The sequence below is a fragment of the Halobacillus sp. Cin3 genome (assembly GCF_947311855.1).
GTDB classification, from domain to species: domain Bacteria; phylum Bacillota; class Bacilli; order Bacillales; family Halobacillaceae; genus Halobacillus; species Halobacillus kuroshimensis.
Genome location: NZ_CAMZMV010000003.1, coordinates 63,321 through 82,778, shown reverse-complemented (window position 1 = coordinate 82,778; position 19,458 = coordinate 63,321). Strand labels below are relative to the sequence as shown.

The 19,458-nt window shown below is 50.6% G+C and carries 20 protein-coding genes; 7 read left to right on the top strand and 13 right to left on the bottom strand.

Annotated elements, in window-relative coordinates:
- Entirely contained in the window at positions 1-1,536 is a 1,536-nt protein-coding gene (gene ahpF / locus QMA39_RS11180; protein WP_206934724.1) for an alkyl hydroperoxide reductase subunit F, read from the top strand.
- Positions 1,537-1,602: 66 nt separating this feature from the next.
- Here ahpF and QMA39_RS11175 read toward each other — a convergent pair whose 3' ends face one another.
- Positions 1,603-2,598, bottom strand: coding sequence for an aldo/keto reductase (locus QMA39_RS11175; RefSeq protein ID WP_206934726.1), 996 nt, complete (start codon positions 2,596-2,598; stop codon positions 1,603-1,605).
- A gap of 125 nt (positions 2,599-2,723) precedes the next feature.
- On the opposite strand from QMA39_RS11175, the gene QMA39_RS11170 reads away from it, so the two are divergent.
- Entirely contained in the window at positions 2,724-3,068 is a 345-nt protein-coding gene (locus QMA39_RS11170; protein ID WP_281658780.1) for a TIGR04104 family putative zinc finger protein, read from the top strand.
- Between the two features lie 39 nt (positions 3,069-3,107).
- Here the strand turns inward: QMA39_RS11170 and QMA39_RS11165 are convergent, their stop codons facing one another.
- The 7 genes from QMA39_RS11165 to QMA39_RS11135 all read right to left on the bottom strand — a co-directional run bounded on the left by QMA39_RS11165 (position 3,108) and on the right by QMA39_RS11135 (position 9,448).
- On the bottom strand, positions 3,108-3,380 hold the full coding sequence (locus QMA39_RS11165; protein ID WP_281658779.1) for a zinc ribbon domain-containing protein: 273 nt from the start codon (positions 3,378-3,380) through the stop codon (positions 3,108-3,110).
- A gap of 12 nt (positions 3,381-3,392) precedes the next feature.
- Positions 3,393-4,571: a formamidase gene (gene fmdA, locus QMA39_RS11160; RefSeq protein WP_206934730.1), complete on the bottom strand. Its 1,179-nt coding sequence runs from the start codon at positions 4,569-4,571 to the stop codon at positions 3,393-3,395.
- A 152-nt stretch (positions 4,572-4,723) separates the two neighbouring features.
- A complete protein-coding gene (locus QMA39_RS11155) occupies positions 4,724-6,019 on the bottom strand; it encodes an acetamidase/formamidase family protein (protein WP_206934732.1) in 1,296 nt (431 codons plus the stop codon).
- 143 nt (positions 6,020-6,162) lie between these two features.
- On the bottom strand, positions 6,163-7,686 hold the full coding sequence (gene mqo, locus QMA39_RS11150; protein ID WP_348646618.1) for a malate dehydrogenase (quinone): 1,524 nt from the start codon (positions 7,684-7,686) through the stop codon (positions 6,163-6,165).
- A 445-nt stretch (positions 7,687-8,131) separates the two neighbouring features.
- On the bottom strand, positions 8,132-8,812 hold the full coding sequence (locus QMA39_RS11145; RefSeq protein ID WP_281658778.1) for an LrgB family protein: 681 nt from the start codon (positions 8,810-8,812) through the stop codon (positions 8,132-8,134).
- On the bottom strand, positions 8,809-9,174 hold the full coding sequence (locus QMA39_RS11140; protein ID WP_281658777.1) for a CidA/LrgA family protein: 366 nt from the start codon (positions 9,172-9,174) through the stop codon (positions 8,809-8,811). The genes QMA39_RS11145 and QMA39_RS11140 overlap by 4 nt, the downstream gene beginning before the upstream one ends.
- Positions 9,175-9,262: 88 nt before the next feature.
- Entirely contained in the window at positions 9,263-9,448 is a 186-nt protein-coding gene (locus tag QMA39_RS11135; RefSeq protein ID WP_027955993.1) for a hypothetical protein, read from the bottom strand.
- Positions 9,449-9,559: 111 nt separating this feature from the next.
- On the opposite strand from QMA39_RS11135, the gene QMA39_RS11130 reads away from it, so the two are divergent.
- Both QMA39_RS11130 and QMA39_RS11125 read left to right on the top strand, forming a co-directional pair.
- On the top strand, positions 9,560-9,757 hold the full coding sequence (locus tag QMA39_RS11130) for a hypothetical protein (RefSeq protein ID WP_281658776.1): 198 nt from the start codon (positions 9,560-9,562) through the stop codon (positions 9,755-9,757).
- 130 nt (positions 9,758-9,887) lie between these two features.
- Positions 9,888-10,121: a hypothetical protein gene (locus QMA39_RS11125; protein WP_027955991.1), complete on the top strand. Its 234-nt coding sequence runs from the start codon at positions 9,888-9,890 to the stop codon at positions 10,119-10,121.
- 328 nt (positions 10,122-10,449) lie between these two features.
- Here QMA39_RS11125 and QMA39_RS11120 read toward each other — a convergent pair whose 3' ends face one another.
- The 3 genes from QMA39_RS11120 to QMA39_RS11110 all read right to left on the bottom strand — a co-directional run bounded on the left by QMA39_RS11120 (position 10,450) and on the right by QMA39_RS11110 (position 13,325).
- A complete protein-coding gene (locus QMA39_RS11120; protein ID WP_281658775.1) occupies positions 10,450-11,319 on the bottom strand; it encodes an alpha/beta hydrolase in 870 nt (289 codons plus the stop codon).
- A gap of 122 nt (positions 11,320-11,441) precedes the next feature.
- Positions 11,442-12,551: a GGDEF domain-containing protein gene (locus QMA39_RS11115; RefSeq protein WP_281658774.1), complete on the bottom strand. Its 1,110-nt coding sequence runs from the start codon at positions 12,549-12,551 to the stop codon at positions 11,442-11,444.
- Between the two features lie 144 nt (positions 12,552-12,695).
- On the bottom strand, positions 12,696-13,325 hold the full coding sequence (locus QMA39_RS11110; RefSeq protein ID WP_206935050.1) for a 2OG-Fe(II) oxygenase: 630 nt from the start codon (positions 13,323-13,325) through the stop codon (positions 12,696-12,698).
- Between the two features lie 303 nt (positions 13,326-13,628).
- Between QMA39_RS11110 and QMA39_RS11105 the strand changes: the two genes are divergently transcribed.
- A complete protein-coding gene (locus tag QMA39_RS11105; protein WP_281658773.1) occupies positions 13,629-14,414 on the top strand; it encodes an SDR family NAD(P)-dependent oxidoreductase in 786 nt (261 codons plus the stop codon).
- Between the two features lie 108 nt (positions 14,415-14,522).
- Here the strand turns inward: QMA39_RS11105 and QMA39_RS11100 are convergent, their stop codons facing one another.
- Both QMA39_RS11100 and QMA39_RS11095 read right to left on the bottom strand, forming a co-directional pair.
- Complete coding sequence (locus QMA39_RS11100) at positions 14,523-15,671, bottom strand: amidohydrolase (RefSeq protein WP_281658772.1); 1,149 nt, start codon at positions 15,669-15,671, stop codon at positions 14,523-14,525.
- 28 nt (positions 15,672-15,699) lie between these two features.
- Positions 15,700-17,121 carry an SLC13 family permease gene (locus tag QMA39_RS11095; protein ID WP_281658771.1) on the bottom strand — a complete coding sequence of 474 codons (1,422 nt, stop codon included), beginning with the start codon at positions 17,119-17,121 and terminating at the stop codon, positions 15,700-15,702.
- Between the two features lie 311 nt (positions 17,122-17,432).
- Here QMA39_RS11095 and QMA39_RS11090 point away from each other — a divergent pair, with 311 nt between their 5' ends.
- Both QMA39_RS11090 and QMA39_RS11085 read left to right on the top strand, forming a co-directional pair.
- Entirely contained in the window at positions 17,433-18,110 is a 678-nt protein-coding gene (locus QMA39_RS11090) for a response regulator transcription factor (RefSeq protein ID WP_206934762.1), read from the top strand.
- A complete protein-coding gene (locus tag QMA39_RS11085; protein ID WP_281658770.1) occupies positions 18,107-19,450 on the top strand; it encodes a sensor histidine kinase in 1,344 nt (447 codons plus the stop codon). The genes QMA39_RS11090 and QMA39_RS11085 overlap by 4 nt, the downstream gene beginning before the upstream one ends.
- Positions 19,451-19,458 lie beyond the last annotated feature (8 nt).

Genomic DNA, 19,458 nt, shown 5'->3' with positions numbered 1-19,458 from the left:
ATGGTTCTCGATGCACAAATAAAAGCACAACTGGAACAGTACCTGCAGCTTTTAGAAGGTGACATCGAACTGAAAGTCAGCGCGGGAGACGATAAGGTCTCCCGTGACATGCTGGCTCTCACCGATGAGCTTTCTGCCATGTCACCTAAGATTACTGTCCAGAACACAACACTTAAACGTACACCAAGCTTCAGCGTAAACCGCCCTCAGGAAGAAACGGGCATCACGTTTGCCGGCATTCCTCTCGGTCATGAATTCACCTCTCTCGTCCTCGCCCTCCTTCAAGTGAGCGGCCGTGCTCCGAAAGTGGATGACACGATGATTGAGAAAATCCAGAACATCAAGGGCGAGTTTCATTTTGAAACATTTGTCAGCCTGAGCTGCCACAACTGTCCGGACGTTGTGCAGGCCTTGAATATCATGAGCGTGCTGAACCCGGGCATCACCCATACAATGGTGGACGGTTCTGCCTTTAAAGAAGAAGCAGAGAGCCGCAACATCATGGCTGTTCCATCCGCCTTCCTTAACGGTGAATTCTTCAATGGCGGTCGCATCAGCCTTGAAGAGATCGTTGCCAAAATTAGTGAAGGCCCATCTGCTGAAGAGTTTACAGAGCGTGAGCCTTATGACGTTCTTGTCGTTGGTGGTGGACCAGCTGGTGCGAGTTCTGCCATCTACTCCGCCCGTAAGGGAATCCGTACCGGCATCGTAGCCGAACGATTCGGCGGCCAGGTGCTGGATACGATGACGATTGAAAACTTCATCAGTGTAAAAAGCACGGAAGGACCGAAGTTTGCCGCAAGCCTTGAAGAACACGTCAAAGACTATGATATCGATATCATGAATCTGCAGCGTGCCAAGGACCTGCGCAAAAATGAAGAAGGCATGTTTGAACTTGAACTCGATAACGGCGGCGTACTGAAAAGTAAAACCGTCATCCTTTCCACGGGTGCCCGCTGGCGCGAAACCGGTGTTCCGGGAGAAGACGAGTTTAAAAACAAAGGTGTAGCATTCTGTCCGCACTGTGACGGTCCTCTATTTGAAGGCAAAGACGTAGCGGTCATCGGCGGCGGAAACTCCGGCGTGGAAGCAGCGATCGATCTTGCTGGTATCGTCCAGAACGTCACCGTCCTTGAATTCGCAGACACATTGAAAGCGGACGATGTCCTGCAGGAACGTCTGCACAGCCTGCCGAACGTCGAAGTGAAGACAGGTGCCCAGACGACGGAAATTACCGGCGATGAGAATGTGAACGGCATCACGTACATCGACCGTGCTTCCGGCGAAGAGCAGCACGTGGACCTTGAGGGCGTCTTCGTCCAGATCGGTCTCGTGCCGAACACCGAATGGCTCAGCACAGATGTTGAAACGAATAAGATTGGTGAAATCATTACAGATAAACACGGATCTACAAGCATTCCTGGTTTGTTTGCTGCCGGTGACGTTACCGACAGTCCGCATAACCAGATCATCATCTCTATGGGAGACGGTGCCAACGCAGCACTTGGCGCTTTCGATTATCTGATCCGAAATTAAATGCTATAAAAAACCCGCTTCATCAACGAGATGAAGCGGGCTTTTTTTATGCTTTCCTATTATCTTTTACTTTTGCGATTTAGGCAGTGGTGCCTGTGGAGAAATGAAGCCGCGCTCCACGAGTTCCTGCCAGAATGCTTCTGGAATGTCGCGCTGGATCATATCAAGATCCTCTTTAATACGTTCCGGACGTGTGGAACCGGGAATGACGGATTTCACAGCCGGATGGGCGGTAGAAAACTGCAGGGCCGCCGCTTTCAGATGAACGCCATGCTTATCACCGATTTCCTTCAACTGATTCACACGGCCGATGATGTCAGCGCCCGCTTTTTCATAGTTAAAGTGGTCGCCGCCGAACAAGGCACCAGAGTTGTAAGGGCCGCCGACGACGATATCAATGCCTTTTTCCTCCGCCGTCTTCATCATACGCTCAAGCGCACGATCGTGCTGAAGAAGGGTATACTGGATGGCTGACAGGTTGATGTCCGGACGGTTTTCCTCAAGCTCCATCGCAATCTCGATCGGCTCGGTCGTATTCACGCCAAGGCCCCAGCCTTTGATGATACCTTTTTCACGCATCTCGGACAGCACACGGAAAGCTCCTGTCCGTGCTTCCTCGAACTTGGAGATCCATTCGTCCCCGTGAAAGTCCGGTGATAAATCGTGCACATAGACGATATCGAGGCGGTCCGTCTTCAGACGTTCCAGGCTCTGTTCAATCGATTTTCTCGTTGCCTCTGCGGAATAGTCCGTGATGACTTTGTTGTTACGCCCATGCGCAAACAACCCATCTTTGTCTTCTTCCTCCTGCGTCATGTAGCGGCCGACCTTCGTACTTATCACGTACTCATCACGGTCATATTGGGACAAGACATCCCCAAGACGGCTTTCCGCCAGACCCGCGCCGTAAAAAGGTGCTGTATCAAAATAGCGCACACCCTGATTCCAGGCAGTCTGAATCGTTTCCCGTGCTTCTTCCTCCGGGACATTGCGGAACATGTTCCCAAGTGGCGCGGTTCCAAGACCTACTCTATGTTTTAATGCGTTTTCCAACGTTTTCATAATGAAGATTCCTCCTTTAGAAGACTATATTTCTATATCCGTTCCTATCTTATTTCAAACAAACCTTCAAGAGCAAAGGTTTCCACTTGAGGCGGAAGAGGTATAGATAAAAAAAGGATGGTGAAATGGAGGAGAACACCGTGACGACCTGCATCCACTGTAAGCAGCGATGGAGCTTTCGTGCAGCGTTCAGACAGCAGCCACTCCTGCTGCAGGAAAGAAAGGCGGCCTGTCCCCACTGCGCTTTTGAACAATACGTGAGACTGGACGATTCCGTTTTTCTGCTCTTCATTTTTCTTCCTATCGTCCTCGTAATCTTGAAAATCACATTCGGACTGCCCGGATCGTTTTACGGATTCGGAGCCGCCGCGGGATTCATCTCCCTCTTTTTATTGACTCCGTTTCTGACTAAAGCAAGGGCATGGAAAGAACCCTCCCCATGGGAAGGATTCCGAAGAAGGAAAGCCTGAAAAAGCAGCCGACGGAAAGCGTCCAGCTGCTTTTTTGACTTAATGACCAGCCTGCCACGGCCGGGCTGTTGTTTGGCGCTGCGGGCGCGAAGTTGGAAGATCCTCACGCCTGACGGTCCGCGGCTCCATGCCGTTTTCGATCCGCTGCTTGACGCGGCTGTCCATCCTTGACGTCATCGGCGGCTTGAAGACCCGCTTCGAAACGCCCTGACAATCCGGACAGGAGGCCTCCCTCCTGCTTTCTTTCATGCCGGTCATCCAGATTGTGAATTCTCCGCACGCTTCACATATAAAAGAAAAATGGGCCAACACGCATCCGCTCCTCTACTTCGGCAGAATATCTTTTGTGAAAATTTCCTTCGGCAGGGCAAGTGTACAGCAGGAGTTCGGTATATCGACGACGCCGGCCAGATGCCCCTGCACAGGTGCGGTTCCAAGCAGCATGTACGCCTGTTCACCTGTGAATCCGAATGTTTTCAAAAACTCGATAGCGTTCAAGCAGGCATTGCGATAAGCCGTATTGGCATCCAAATACGTCTGCTTCCCGGAAAATTCGTTGACGGACACGCCCTCAAAGACGAGGAATTCGTTATAGTGTGGCATCACGGGACCGGGGCGGAACGCCGGATTTCTCTTAATCTGGTATTTGTTCATGCCGTCCTTGATGACTTCGACCTTCAAATCGATCCATCCGGGCATCTCTATTCCGCCGCAGAAGGTGATTTCCCCGTCTCCCTGGGAGAAGTGCAGATCACCGACAGACAGCTTTGCCCCGTCCACAAAGACAGGAAAATAGATTTTCGAACCTTTAGAGAGGTTTTTAATGTCGCAGTTTCCTCCGTTTTCACGCGGGGGAACTGTCCGTGCCCCTTCTCTGGCCACACGATCAAAGTCCGCTCCCTTCAGACTGCCTGCAACGGCATTCTCCTTAGTCGGCAGGTTGGCGAGCGGAGGAACGCGGTCCGGATCCTGGCTGACAAGCTCCTCTTCTCTTCTGTTCCATTCATCCAGCATCTCCTGAGACGGGGCTACACCGATCAGCCCCGGGTGGATGATGCCGGCAAATTTGACGTTCGGTACGTGGCGGGAGGTGGCGTAAATCCCTTCAAAATCCCAGATTGACTTAGCGGCTTCCGGATAGTGATCCGTCAAAAAGCTGCCGCCGTTTTCCTTGGCAAAAATCCCGTTAAAGCCCCACTCATGGGAGGAAAACGTGCCGATATCGAGAATATCGACGACTAATAAATCTCCCGGCTCCACGCCATTGACGTGGACCGGCCCACTAAGTACATGCACCCGGTCGAGATGGACGTCCCTGATATCTGAAGGGTCATCATTGTTCTTAATCTGTCCGTCCGTCCAGTCGAGGCATTCCATACGGAACGATTCTCCGGGATTGACGGAAAAGACAGCGGGAATATCCGGGTGCCAGCGATTATGTCCTACAACGTCCTGTTCATCCATACGCTTGTTCAAATCGACTTGAAAGATCTGTTTCGTCATCGACTCATCCTCTCTTCATAGATCGGTTCGAGCGCCAGTGACTTCCGGAAATAGGACATACACCTCCCCTATACCACAAATTATTACACCTCTTCCCCTGCTCCAGGAAAGTTAAACGGAAGATTTTGTAACAAATGACCTGTTGATCTGCTTTAAAGCTTGTAATAATCCCTTACAAGCCTCTCCAGTTTTATTTTTTCCAGGTAATGGGCCGGTGCAAGAAACGTCACCGTGACCACACCAGGGTGCCGGCCGATATCGATCGAGCCGGTAATCGTGGAGCGGTTCATCACTTCAGGAACATCGATTCCAAAAGCCCTGGCTGCCCGCTCCATGCCATTCGTCGTCGCTTCATTCAAATCCGCCCCTGTCCCGATGAAGGAAACCGGGTAGGAGTCCTCCAGCTGTTCCACCTGCCATTTTTCAGCTAACTTCATAGCCTGCTGTTTTTCTTTTTCTGTGAAAGGCTTCGCGAGGTAAGGCAGGTCTTCCTCCACCGGAAGCAGCAGCGGACCTTCCAGATTTACACCTTTCAACACATCGACCTTCAAGCTGACGATCCCGGAAACATCTGTCGTGTGGCCGGCAATTTCGCCGTTGCCCTGCATCGCATGCATATCCCCCACATACACACCTCCACCTTCGACCTTTACGGGGCAGATGATGACAGCCCCTTCACGGACACGATTGATGTCCATATGTCCGTCTGTCCTCTCCTCGAGTTCTTCAACCGTTAAGCCGAAATCGTGCGGGGCATCAATCAAAAATTGTCCAAAGTCACCGGCATTGTGAGAATCCGGAATCGGCCGGGAAGGTGTAGTTCCAAGCTGTCCTAAAAATGGACGCAGACGGGCCACGGCCCCGATGAGATCATGGGGAGCGAACGTCACGACCGGGTTTTGGATTGATTCCTCCGGTGTCCGCATGTAACCCTTGGCATCGCGGGCCACTTTTTCAGCGGCTTCCCGGTGGAGCGTGAGTCCGAGTTCTTTCTGTTCATCAAAAGCCATCGTGTACGCATTCGTAAATACAAAGGGGGTGACGTCTTCTCCACAAACTTGACAGCGGACCGCCTGCTGGCCGATTCCTTCGATATACGTATCCGGATTTTTCGTTCCGCAGCTCGGGCATCGGCCATCGACGAAGGGGTCGCCTGTGAACCTTCCTTCCACCGGCTGATCATTGCCGGAGGCTGTGGCGATTGACGTCACTTCTATCGATTGGATATGAATGACGACGGCGTCCCCCACCTCGGCCCCTTCGACATACACAGGCTTCGTCACTTCATGACCGCCCTTTAGGGCGGGCGTAATCATCGGCCCCCAGCACCCCGGTGTTGTATTGGCGATAATATGTCCGCCGTCCTTCACTTTATATTCCATAGCTTTACCGGGATCCAGCACTCCGTCCGTAAAGGTATTCACATACACCGTCTGTTTCGCTTCCACATGATCTCCTCCTTTTCTAAAATTGTAAAAGTATTCTGATATTTTTACAATAAAAGTGACTTTTCTACATACAAAAAAGCCCTTCATCCGAAAAAGATGAAGGGCTTTCGTTTTTATTCAACTGCTGAGGCGGTCACCTCTTCTCAATTCAGTACGAGCTTTTTTTCCGTCAGTCCGAGCGCTTCGCCTGTCTCGGCATGGATTTTCTCAACGAGAGACGGGTCGTTTTGAAGGGATGTGCCGTAACTCGGAATCATTTCCTTCAGCTTCGGCTCCCACTGGGCGAACTGGTCCGGGAAGCAGCGCTGCAGCACGTCAATCATGACATGGACAGCGGTGGATGCCCCCGGGGATGCACCAAGCAGGCAGGCGACGGTTCCATCGGCGGAACTGACGACTTCTGTACCGAACTGAAGCGTTCCTTTGCCGCCATCCTCGGTATCCTTGATCACCTGCACGCGCTGACCGGCAACGACAAGCTCCCAGTCTTCACTTTTCGCATCGGGAACGAATTCCCTCAATGCTTCCATCCGCTGCTCCTTGGACTGGAGCACCTGCTGGATCAAATACTTCGTCAAGGCCATTTCCTTCATACCGGCAGCCAGCATCGTCATGACGTTATTGGCATTGACCGATGTCAGCAGGTCCATATTGGAGCCCGTTTTCAGGAATTTCGGTGAAAAACCGGCGAACGGTCCGAAAAGAAGGGTCTTCTTATCACCGATGTAGCGGGTATCAAGGTGCGGCACACTCATCGGCGGTGCCCCGACCGGTGCTTTGCCGTACACTTTGGCGTGGTGCTTTTCTGCGACCTCCGGTTTGTTGCAGACGAGGAACTGTCCACTGACAGGAAAACCTCCGATACCTTTGCCTTCTGGAATGCCGGATTTCTGAAGCAGATGGAGACTGCCTCCTCCTCCTCCGATGAAGACGAACTTCGTTAAATAGCGGGTTGTCTCCCCGTTGGCATTTTTTACCTTAACACTCCACGTCCTCCCGCTCGTCTGCTCGAGGTTTTCGACGCTGTGGTTGTAGTTCATCGTTACGTTCTGATGCTCCAGGTGGTCGAACATTTTGCGTGTGAGGGCGCCGAAATTCACATCCGTACCGGCATCAACTTTCGTTGCGGCTGCAGGCTCTTCCGACGTGCGCTCCTGCATAATCAACGGCATCCATTTTTTCAAGGTTTCCGGATCATCAGAAAACTTCATATCTTTGAAAAGTGGGTTCTGCGCCATCGTTTCATGGCGTTTTTTCAAAAACTTGATGTTCTCGATTCCGTATACGAGACTCATGTGCGGAAGCGGCCGGATGAAGTCCTCCGGCTTTTCTATACGGCGGTTGTTCACGAGATAGGACCAGAACTGCTTGGAAACTTGAAACTGTTCATTGATTTTTACGGCTTTCGTCATATCAATCGAGCCGTCCGGCTTTTCGCTTGTGTAATTCAATTCACAAAGGGCGGCGTGTCCAGTGCCTGCGTTATTCCATTCGTTTGAGCTTTCCTCACCTGTGCGGCCGAGCTTTTCAAACACGGTCACCTTCCAGTCCGGGGCAAGCTCGTGGAGCAGCGACCCAAGTGTCGCGCTCATGATTCCAGCGCCAATCAAGATCACGTCTGTTTCGATTGCTCTGTTGCTCATGTTTACCATCCTTATAACTATGATTTTGCAGAAAAACCACCGCCGGATGCAGCCGCTTTTCTGTTAAGATATACTCGTTACCTCTATGATAACGCTTTATAGATGGAAAAGTCACGATAATCTAAAAATTCCCCACACGAATAATGTAAGAAAAACCGCCTCAATCCGTGACGATTCGGACGAGCATACCCGGAAAATTTTTCATTCCTTCCTTATTCTTCTTATAACCTGTCCGGTTTATTCCAAAACGGATGGATGACTTTTCCATTCATCCCCTTTCGTTATTAAGAGACAATAAGAGGAGCATATCAACGGTTTAATGTCATGTGTAGGTAGGGATGAAACATAGGTTTTCCGACGTGGAATCAAGTCTTGCTCAATCGTGTGGTTGGTTGAATAAGACTCACTTAAAAAAGAGGCCCTTCAATGAATCATTGAAAGGCCTCTTCTACTGCTGATCACCCCTGCCTCACATAAATAACAGCGTAAGACCGGGAGCGATGATAGAGACGATCACAGCACTCAGCACCATCGCCACCGTGCTGATCGATCCTTCCAGCGTATCGCGCTCCATCGAAGCGGATGTGCCGATGGCGTGGGAGGCGCTGCCCATGCCGACACCACGGCCGATCCGGTGGGTCAGACCGCTCACTTTCAACACGAACGGGTGAATCAAAAGGCCGCCAATGCCGGCAATCATAACGAATACGGCTGTGAGCGGCATGACCCCGCCCGTCGATTCTGAAATCGACATCGCGACAGGCGTCGTTACCGATTTTGGCACAATCGAATGGATGATCAGGTCACTGAATCCGGCCCATTTGCTGAGCAGCAGTCCGGAAACGATTCCAACAACTGCACCAATCACCGTTCCTGTCATAATCGGAACGAACATCTTTTTCAAAATATCCCGGAACTGATAAAGCGGGTAGGCGAGTGCAACGACCGCAGGCCCGAGCAGCCGGTCAATCCATTTTCCGCCGGTCATATACGTTTCATACGGCAGATGAAAGACTAATAGAATGATGACAATCAATGCAGTGGAAACGATGACGGGTGTTGTGTACAGCCGCCTGTGTCTGCGGTAGACGAACAGGGTCGCCAGGTAAATGGCAATCGTCATCACCATCATCAAAAGAGCGGTACTCATGCCTCCTCCCTCCTTTTGACGAGCATCTGTGTCACCCGTCCGGAGACGGCCATGACAAGCGCTGTACTGAAGAGGCCTATGACGATGAGCAGCATCCCTTTCCCTTTAAAGACGTGGGCATAGCTGATAATTCCGACGGTCGCTGGTATGAAAAAGAACGGCAGATGGCGGATCATAAAGGCGACGCCCTGCTGAAGCAGCCACTCTGGAATTATTTTTAAAGATAAAAGCACAAACAGCAGCAGCATGCCGATCACACTGCCCGGAATGAACAAGCCGAGCGCCTGCTGGATCCATGACCCGGCAAGATAGAGCCCGTAAAGACCGGCAACCTGCAACATGACAATAAAAACTCTATTCAACGTACATCCTTCTTTCCCATGGTTAGAATCTTTCATCATGATAACACTATTTCAGGAAAAACAGGCGGCCAACCATGGAAGAAAGACCTCAGGACTTGTTTTTATTCATCTCCGTAAACGCACGCTGGACAACGAACCGGACGATGAATCCTGCTGCCAGTCCGGTACCCATCACGACAAAAATGTTTTCCGAGAAAGACATCCCGGCGAGCACCCCAATAAACAGTGCTGTTCCTATCGCAAGTCCGAAAATGATCTGCTGCGTTTTATTCAAACTCCATCCCTCCCTCACACGTGTTACTAACGGTTTCCCTTATTTGGAAAAAACGACACACGTATGCTCTACTAGAGAGAGCACGGATACATAAAGGAGGCGGAAGCTCCCATGAAGACAATCGCTTCTATCATTTTTTTCTTCTACTTCTCTGTTTTATGGAAAATCACAGGGGAGATCTGGGAACGAGTGGTGCCTTTAACTTGGAAAACGAACCTGATTGCCCTTCTGGTGGTTCCTATACTGATTATGGCCGCCTATCTATTTTCTTCGTTGACGATAAAATGGACGGTGAACGGGCGAAATTGAAATCCATTGATCGAAGCAAAACCATTATGGAAGGAGCTGGATTTTAATCGATTGAAACGTAAGGTTGAATGTGCGGGATCAACCAAAAATAATGAGCAGGGGGATCATTTAGCAGAGGAGTGGTTTGAACGTGGTTTTTATAAAGTATGGCTTATTTCTTTTGATAGGTGCTTTTGCTCATTACACCTTGGTGATGATGTATACCCAATGGATCATGTTACAAAGATTAGACATAGCAGGATCTGCAGGCCCGCTGGAAGCAGAAGTTTTCCCGGGATTCTCCTTGATTTTCAAAGTAGAAATTGGAATTGCAATGGTGTTGATCGCATTAGGCATCTACCAGATCATCAAAGAAAATCGATAGTTACACAGCATAGTGGTGTATAAGTGTAAGGAGCTGTCTATCGTAGGCAGCTCTTTTGGCTGTAGAAAAAGATTGTCCTCCATCCAGCAAGGGGGAGCGGGGTGAAGGAGACTTTGTCGATGTTAAAGAACTCCCAAGGAGCAGTGCCCCTTCCACTCCTGCGGGAGAACGAGGGGTCCGAGATCGCCGAGCGTGGGTTTTGCGAGGAAGCTCGGGCGCTCGTCCGCGGAAAGGGAAGGGGCTTTCGCTCCTGGCGGCAAGAAAGAAAAAAGCTTGTAGAGAAACCTCTGAAGCCAAAAGGCCGTCCCATGCAGGAACGGCCTTTCTGTTATTTCTCCGCTAAAAATTCACGCATCAACCGGTTCACTTCCTCCGGTTTTTCAAGATGCGGCGCATGGCCGACACCTGGGAAGCGGTGGATGGTCAGATCAGACAGGTAGTTTTCCACCCCGTCGAGGTTGCTGTTTTCAAAAGCGGCGTCTGCATCACCCCAGAACTGGAGCACCGGCTGATCAAACTGTTCATAAGGCAGCTGTACCGGCTGCTTCACATGATCTTCAAACGGATAGAACGAGATGGCGCGGTAATAATGAAGCATCGCCTTCATAGCGCCGGGCTGCTTCCAAGCCTCTATGTACTTCTCGACCTCCGCCTCGGCCATCGCCCCTTTTGCCACGAGTGGATCAAACAGCACCTTGCGCAGCTTCTCTCCATCGTTGGCTAAAAGACGCTCGTGGGAATCCGGGCGCTGGAAATAACCCATATAACTCGATGCCTCCCGCTGTGCCGGGTTTTCAGCCAGCTCACGGCGGAATGTGTACGGGTGCGGCGCATCAAACATGATCAGTCTGCTGATGTATTCCGGACTTGAGTAGGCAAGTGTCCATGCGACCGCTCCGCCCCAGTCATGGCCGACGAGAATGCATTCTTTTTCCCCAAACGCTTCAACCAGCTTTTTCACATCATCCACGAGGATCGACATGTCATAGGAAGCCACGTCCTCCGGTTTGTCCGACAGGTTGTAGCCACGCATATCGACAGCTACCACTTTATAATCCTTGGAGAATTCTTCGATCTGATGGTGCCAGTTGTACCAGAAGTAAGGAAAGCCGTGCAGAAACAGCATGAGCTCCCCCTCTCCGGCTGTAACATAGTGCAGGTCCATGTCATTGATGGTGACGTAATCTTCTTTCCACATCGCTATCCATCCTTTCTGAACATTCTATCATCGAGACACATTACGCCTCTTGGATGAATTTTACAAACGAGAAGGCAGCAGATTTGGAAAAATAGGAATTAAAACCCACAAAAAAAGAGCGATTATATGAACCGCCCTTCCCGCTTATCCTTATACATCTTCTGATCGGCTGATGTATACAGATCTTCCATCGACATGCCCTCTTCATAACAGGACCATCCATAGCTGAACTGAAGGTTTCGGATGAACGGATCCTCGTACGTCTTCAGCCGGGCAGACATCTCCTTCACGTAATCCCTGACCGGACGTTCCTCATCATGAAGCACGATCACGAACTCATCGCCTCCGATTCGTGCCGGCAGCCCATGGTTTTTGAACGTTTTCTCCAGCACCCTCGCAAACTCGAGAAGCACCTGGTCGCCCTGCTGGTGGCCGAAATGGTCATTGATTTCCTTAAAATGGTCGAGATCGATGAGAATGATGCCGAAAGGCCGGCGGATTTCGATCATATGATTGAGGTAGATTTCATAGCTCTGCCGGTTGTACAGTTTGGTGAGGAAATCCTGTTCTGACGTCGTCGATTCCAAAAACGTATAGGCGACGAGAATTCCAAGCACAATCGACGTCCACGAAAAGTACAGCTTGGAATCGAACAGCTGGACAACCATGCCGCCAATCGGCAGCGCGAAGAAAACCGTGAAAATCCAGTACGTCGAGCGGCTGACTCTTGGTTTGTTTTTAATCAATAACCGGAACATGGAGATGTAAATGCCCGCAAGGATGAGGTAGTGAAATTCTTTGAGCGGTCCGCTGCTGAAACCGTTGACGACAGGGTCCACATCAAAGTAAACAGGGTAAAATACATTGATCAGGAGAACAACGAACGTGAAGATGGTCATGTGCTGATAAAACAGCTTCTTATACACACGCGAAGGGGCTTTGAAGAGATGATAATCGACATACGAAAGCATCAGACCACCGAGGACAGGGCCGATGAGAAACAAGCCGAAGTTCGTCCAGTACTCCAGCAGATACGCTCCGAAAAAAAGCTTCCGGTCGAAGATCCACGTCAGCGGTTCAAGGATGACAGCCGCGGCAGTCGCGGCCATAATCATCCGGAGCAGGCGTTTTCCGAAACTTTCCACCTTGGATTTCGTTCTCATTATGACATACAGGACAGCCAGACATAGAAGCGCAAATACGTTCAACTGGAACTGTACAAAATAGTCCATCACCCTGCTCCTCTTTTTCGATGCCTTTCGTGGTGCTTTCCGCCTATTTTTCTATATCATACTCCGAAAATTCCGACTCGTCAAAACATTATAATGAACAAAAAGGTTAAAAAAACACCCTCCTGTATTAGGAAGGTGTCTGGTTTATTTATACTGCTTACGTCTCACCCACATCGTTGCCGCCCACTTTTCTCCTTCAATCACCGGCGATCCACCGTGAAGCGTCCGTTCATTGAGCTCCATATCATTGTAGAAGTATTCAAAGTAGACCGCCATCCCTTTTTGCGGGGATACCGATAGATTCATATGTGGAAAATACGTCTCTCCGCCTTCCTCGACATCGTTCAAGTAAATCACGAGCGTTGAAATGCGCGGGTTGGCCGCCGCTCTTGAGCTGGCACGGAAATAATCATAGTGGGCCTTATATTCCTGGCCCGGTTTATAGTTCAACATGTGAAGTCCTTCTCCATGTTCGACGGGTACATTCATGATCTGCGCAATCCGCTTCTCGACTCGTGCCTTCACATCGTCTTCCGGAATAAATGTGCTGCTGCTCGTCCGGATCTCGCTCACATCACGGCTGGAGCCGATTTTGGAACGATCCATCCGGTCCTTCGACAGCTGGATGAGATTCTCGCATTCTTCATCACTGACCACATTTCCCAGAATGACGATTTTCGGATCCTCCATCTTCGCAATCACAGAAATCTCGCGGTCGTCGGTTACAATTCGGTTTCCCGTATGATCGAAAATAGATACTTCTTTCACTTGCATGTTCACGTGTGCTTCACCTTTTCCTCATAATGATGAAACGCTTTCAAAATAGCGTTCTTACCTGAATAGATTTTCAGGATATGAGAAATATTCTACCATCTTCTTACTTAAATTTCCTTAATTTTTCAAAAGAAAGTCAAAACGGGTCCAATTGCCTTCCCTGTACATACCCACTCACCCTCGCTCCAAGTCGCTCCTTTATGTTTGATACAGCCAGACTGTGGGAAACTACCTTTCATATGCAGAAGCTTGCCCTATATAAAAGCTGATAGAGTAAGGATTTATTTATGAGGAGTGATGAGAATGACAGATAGAAAATTAGTAATGATCACAGGATCTACATCAGGGCTCGGTTTTGAACTGGCTAAATTATTTGCGAATGATGGCTATGACGTGGCTATGTCCGGGTCCAGTGAAACCATCTATCAATCCGCAGAGGAAATTGAAGAATTAGGAGTGGAAGCTTATCCATTCCAGGCGGATGCATCGACGTATGATGGGGTGGAGGCTTTCTGGCAGTTTGTGAAAAACAAGGGAAGAAACCTTGATGCGGCTGTTCTCAATGTCGGCATCGGCATGGGAGGCTCCTTCTTGGAAAATGATCTACAAGAAGAGTTGAAGCTCATCGACATCAATGTTTCCGGAACCGTCCATATGGCTAAGCGCGTCGTTCAGCATATGGTTCCGAATCAAGCAGGCGACATCATGATCGTTTCTTCGGTATCGGCGACACTGCCTACCCCTTACGAAACGGTCTACGGTCCATCCAAAGCATTCGGATTCATGTTTGCCGAAGCATTAAGAGAAGAGCTGAAAGAAACCGGCGTCAATGTGACCGCCATGCTTCCTGGTGCCACAAACACAAGCTTCCACCACAATGCCGGTATGGATTCTACGTACTTCGGAGACGAAAACAACAAAAATGATAAAGAACTAGTCGCCAGGCAGGGATATGAAGCACTGAAAAACAACGTGGATCAAGTCGTCGGTGGAGATGAAGCGACGAAAAAAGAAGCCGAGGAAAATAAACGCACGGCTGAAGATGTTCTGGCAGCCAAGCATGCGGAAAAAGCAAAGCCTCAACAGTGATACTTCTTCCAGTATTATAGAGTAAAAAGGGATGACCTTCTGTTTAAACAGAAGGTCATCCCTTTTTCTCACTCCTCACCTTCAGCGGGATTAGAGATTACGTTTCTATTATCCTCTCAAAGCCAGCTGAACCATCAGCTCAAGCCCCGTCGGAATGGTATCTTCATCCACATCAAACTTTGGATGGTGATGGGGATACGCACTCTTCTCCCCTTCCATACCGACATTAATGAAAGCTCCGGTTTTCTCCTTCAAGTAATAGCCGAAGTCTTCCGCACCCATCGTCGGTTCGACCTCTGTGAACACATCGTCTCCGAACGTCGACTGGATGATGTTGCGGGCCGTGGCACAGGCTTCCGGATGGTTGTACACCGGCGGCGTGCCTTCGATGTAATGGTAGTGGCCGACAGCGCCGAAGCTGTCGCTGATTTTTTCTGTCAGCTCGACCGTCCGCTTGTACATCAGCTCCTGCCCTTCAAAGCTGAGTGCACGGATCGTTCCCTTCAGCGTCACCTGATCAGGAATGACGTTGTAGGAATTGCCCGCTTTCATCTTGCCGAACGAAATGACCCCAGGGTGAAAAGGATTCAGGTTCCGACTGATGATCGACTGGAAGCTCTGGATCACGTGTGTCGCAACATAAATCGGATCGACCGTATCCTGCGGAATACCGCCGTGGCCGCCGTTTCCTTCGATAACGATGTCAAAATCGTCACTGGAAGCCATCGAAAAGCCTTCTGCAAAGCCGACTTTGCCCAAAGCTACATTGGACATGTAGTGCAGACCGTAGATGGCATCCACGCCTTCGAGCACTCCATCTTTGACGAGCTGCTGGGCACCACTCGGCGATTCCTCCTCGGAGCTTTGGAAAATGAGCACGATGTTATTTTTCACAAGCTCCGGATGCTCACTCATCCATTTCGCTGCTCCAAGCAGTGTCGCCATGTGGGCGTCGTGACCGCAGGCGTGCATCACGCCGGGAACCGTGGAAGAGAACGGCTTTTCCACCTGCTCGTGAACCGGCAGGGCGTCCATGTCGGCTCTCAAGGCCACCGTCCGGCTCCCTTCGGTTCCTTTGAAGAACGCCACGACGTTCGGTGCTGTGAAGCCGTCAAGCAGGGGAATGCCGAACTCCTCAAGAAGCTCCTTCACATAGGCGGCGGTATTGTGTTCTTGTCCGGAAAGCTCCGGATGTTTATGGAAATGACGGCGCTGTTCGACCGTCCATTGACTCAATTCAGCTGTCGTATGTGTCATGATATCTTCCTCCCGTTAATAAGACTGATTAGAATGGACCGTACTGGATGAGATGGGCGATGAATAAAAATACAAGCGCAAGTCCCACTTCAATAAGGATGAATGGGAAGACCCATTTCGCCCACTTCGTATAAGGGATCCCCGCCATCGCAAGGCCGGCAATCAATACGCCGGAGGTCGGGAAGATCGTATTGGAAATCCCGTCCCCGAGCTGGAAAGCGAGAACAGCCGTCTGCCTCGTTACTCCAACAAGGTCGGCCAGCGGCGCCATGATCGGCATCGTAAGCGCCGCCTGCCCACTTCCGGATGGGATCAGGAAATTCAAGAACAGCTGGACGAAAAACATGCCGGCTGCGTTGAATACCGGTGGCAGCTGGTTCAATACGGAAGACGCAAAATAAAGGACCGAATCCATCAGCAGTCCTTCCTGGAAGACGACGAGAATCGCCTGAGCGAACCCGATGATCAAGGCTCCTGTCATCACTTTCTTCGCCCCGTCCATCAAGCTGTCGGCCATTTCGTTCGGCTTCAATTTTCCGATTGCCCCGACGATGATCCCGAACAACAGGAATAAAGCAGCGATTTCCGTAATGTACCAGCCAAGCTCAAGTACGCCGTAAATCAGCACGACGAAGTTCAATAGGAAAATGGTCAAAATCACTTTGTGCCGCGTTTCGAGCTTCGCCGGCCCGGCCATTTTCGGCTTGTTCTCGGAAAACGTCCCCATGTAGCGGAGCTCCGGATTTTTCTTCACTTTTCTCGCATAGCGGTAAATATAAAGCACGGCAGCTACGTAAAAGGTGGCCAGCAGCACGAGACGCAGCCCCATCCCGGAAAACACCGGCAGTTCTGCGACACTCTGGGCCACACCGACGTTGAACGGATTGGTCAAGGCACTCATAAAGCCGATGTTCGCCCCCAGGGCGACCACCGCATAACCGACGATCGCATCAAATCCGAGCGACATCGCCAGCGGCACGATGATGGCTATGTATATGATAGTCTCCTCTGCAAGCCCCATCAAAGAACCCATCGCCGCAAACAAAAGCGTCAGTACCGGAATCAAAAGCAGCTCCTTATCGCCAAGCTTCTTGGTCAGCGTACGGATCAACGCATCAAGCGCTCCTGTCGCACTTAAGATCCCGAAAGACCCTCCGACGATCAATACGAAAAAGATGATGCCCGCGCTATTGACGAGCCCTGTATGAACGCTTGTAAAAATTTCAAAAAAGCCGACCGGCGACTGTTCGGTGAACTGGAACGAATCGGGTACGACGACGGTACGGCCGTCCTGATCGACTCTTTCATACTCTCCTGCCGGCACGATGTACGTCAAGATGGCAGCCAGGACGATCACAGAGAAAATCAGTACAAAAGCATTGATGTTGATGCCTTTTTTCTCCTGTTTCTGCTGTGGCTCCCGGGCGGTTTGTTTTTCATTCTGCAACATGTTGTGCTCCCCCTCTTTCTTCCCAAACAAAAAAGCAGCGAGGACCCGCTGCTGAACCATACTCATTTCTCTATACATATTGAAGTCACGCTTCGCTTGTATCCTACCACTGAGTGTCTGGCTGTCTGTTTGTCCTGATGTGTGAATCTATGAATTTTTATTCATATTATTGTATTTCACATTCATAGATTTTGCAAGCCCTTTTTCCCAATCGATGGAAGAAAAAATGAAGATCCTTCCAAAAGAAGGCGGAAGCAGATGAGACGGCTGTGGTACACTACAACTAAAAAAGGAAGCAAGGAGGGCGGCTGATGATCCATATTCTCGTCGTCGACGACGATCCGCATATTCAGCAGCTGATCACGATGTACATAAAAAACGAAGGGTACGAAGCGCTGACCGCTGATGATGGCGAGCAGGCGCTTGACGTGCTCGGCTCCACCGCCGTCGACCTCGCTGTCATCGACGTGATGATGCCGAACATGGACGGCTATGAGCTGTGCAGAGAAATCCGCCGTTTCTATGAAATCCCGGTTCTTATGGTGACAGCAAAGGGCGAGGTCCAGGATAAAGTGAAAGGGTTCGAACTCGGGACCGACGATTACATCGTGAAGCCGTTCGAGCCCGTGGAGCTGATGATGCGGATCAAAGCCCTGCTGCGACGCTACCACATCCGTGCCTCCCAAACCATTGAAGCCGGCAATGTCACGCTCAACGAAACGAACAAAACGATTACCATCAACGGAGAGAGTGAACTGTGGCCGCTGAAGGAATTCGAGCTGCTGTATACCCTCGCTTCCTATCCGGAGCAGATTTTCACCCGCAACCAGCTGATAGAGCGGATATGGGGATTCGAGTACGAGGGCGATGACCGCACCGTTGACGTTCATATTAAACGGATCCGCGACAAACTGAAGAAAAAAGGCGCCCGCATATCCGTGAAGACGATCCGCGGTGTCGGCTACCGGATGGAGGAGGTCACGTCTTGAAAAGCTTGTATGCTCAAATTGTCGTTACATTCATCGCTGCCATCGTCATCGGGCTCGTCATCACGTTTTCGATTTCCGGACGGCTCCACGCCCTGCAGGTGGCAGAGAAACTGGAAACCCAGATGGTGAATATCGGGAAGGAGTTCATCGAGCTGTATAAAAAAGAGCCCGACACCGATGCCGACCTCTATCTCGACGCCATGAGCTCGGGCAGTTTTGAAGTGCTGCTGTTTAAGGACGATGCGGAGGAAAGCCTTTATTACGAGGAAGGACAGGACTGGGATATCGATCAGGCCGACGTCGAGCGCGTTCTGAATGGCGACGTCCACAATGAGTACCTTCTTCCTCCCCGGATCAACATCGGACTCCCTTTTGAAAAGGACGGCAGCTCCTACGCGTTGTTTCTGCGGCCGGATTTTGAATTCTTTTTCGAAGGCTTCCGTCAGATCGTCCTTATCCTTTTCCTGACCGTTCTATTGATTGGAAGCTTCGTATTCATTCTTTCGACGCGCTGGATTGTCAGACCGATCAAAGCGATGACGGAAACGGCCGGCGAGCTTGCCAAAGGCAACTTCGATGTCCAAGTGGAGACAAAGCGGAAGGATGAGCTCGGCAGCCTGGCCCACAGCTTCAATCAGATGGCCCACGGCCTCGGTGAACTGGACGGCATGCGCCAGCAGTTCGTTTCCAACGTGTCGCATGAAATCCAGTCTCCGCTCACATCCATCCAAGGCTTTGCCCGGGCTTTGAAGGATGGCGTCGTTACGGACGAGGAAAATAGGCAGGCCTACTACGACATCATCGAAAAGGAAAGCCGCCGTCTGTCAGTCCTCAGTCACAATTTATTGAAGCTTGCCACTCTCGACAGCGACCACCCGCCGTATGAGCCATCCTCCTACAAGCTGGATGAACAGCTCCGCCGGGTGCTCGCCCACATGGAGCCGCAGTGGTCGGATAAAAAAATCACCATCGACGCAGATCTTGAGGATTGCAGCCTTTATGGAGATGACGACCAGCTCGAGCAGGTGTGGGTGAACATCCTCAGCAACGCTATCCGCCATACACAGACGGAAGGAACGATTGCCGTCCGTTTGAAGGCAGATGAAGATGGTGCGGAAGTGACCATCTCCGATGACGGTGAAGGCATGAGCCCCGAGGATCAGCAGCGGATTTTCGAGCGTTTTTACAAAGCGGACAAATCAAGGACGAGAAAACAAGGCGGAAGCGGCCTCGGCTTATCGATCGCCGAAAGAATCGTCCAGCTTCACGACGGAACCATCCAAGTGACAAGCCGGCCCGGAGAGGGCGCAGCTTTCACTGTCCATCTCCCCCGCCGCTGAAAAAATTT

Bases quoted from the DNA above. Each gene is read 5' to 3' on its own strand.
- QMA39_RS11170 (WP_281658780.1), top strand. From the start codon at position 2,724: ATGGAGGAGAACACCGTGACGACCTGCATCCACTGTAAGCAGCGATGG.
- fmdA (WP_206934730.1), bottom strand. From the start codon at position 4,571: ATGACGAAACAGATCTTTCAAGTCGATTTGAACAAGCGTATGGATGAA.
- QMA39_RS11130 (WP_281658776.1), top strand. From the start codon at position 9,560: ATGAAGACAATCGCTTCTATCATTTTTTTCTTCTACTTCTCTGTTTTA.
- QMA39_RS11145 (WP_281658778.1), bottom strand. From the start codon at position 8,812: ATGAGTACCGCTCTTTTGATGATGGTGATGACGATTGCCATTTACCTG.
- QMA39_RS11110 (WP_206935050.1), bottom strand. From the start codon at position 13,325: ATGCAAGTGAAAGAAGTATCTATTTTCGATCATACGGGAAACCGAATT.
- QMA39_RS11120 (WP_281658775.1), bottom strand. From the start codon at position 11,319: ATGTGGAAAGAAGATTACGTCACCATCAATGACATGGACCTGCACTAT.
- QMA39_RS11105 (WP_281658773.1), top strand. From the start codon at position 13,629: ATGACAGATAGAAAATTAGTAATGATCACAGGATCTACATCAGGGCTC.
- QMA39_RS11175 (WP_206934726.1), bottom strand. From the start codon at position 2,598: ATGAAAACGTTGGAAAACGCATTAAAACATAGAGTAGGTCTTGGAACC.
- QMA39_RS11095 (WP_281658771.1), bottom strand. From the start codon at position 17,121: ATGTTGCAGAATGAAAAACAAACCGCCCGGGAGCCACAGCAGAAACAG.
- QMA39_RS11100 (WP_281658772.1), bottom strand. From the start codon at position 15,671: ATGACACATACGACAGCTGAATTGAGTCAATGGACGGTCGAACAGCGC.
- QMA39_RS11115 (WP_281658774.1), bottom strand. From the start codon at position 12,551: ATGGACTATTTTGTACAGTTCCAGTTGAACGTATTTGCGCTTCTATGT.
- ahpF (WP_206934724.1), top strand. From the start codon at position 1: ATGGTTCTCGATGCACAAATAAAAGCACAACTGGAACAGTACCTGCAG.
- QMA39_RS11090 (WP_206934762.1), top strand. From the start codon at position 17,433: ATGATCCATATTCTCGTCGTCGACGACGATCCGCATATTCAGCAGCTG.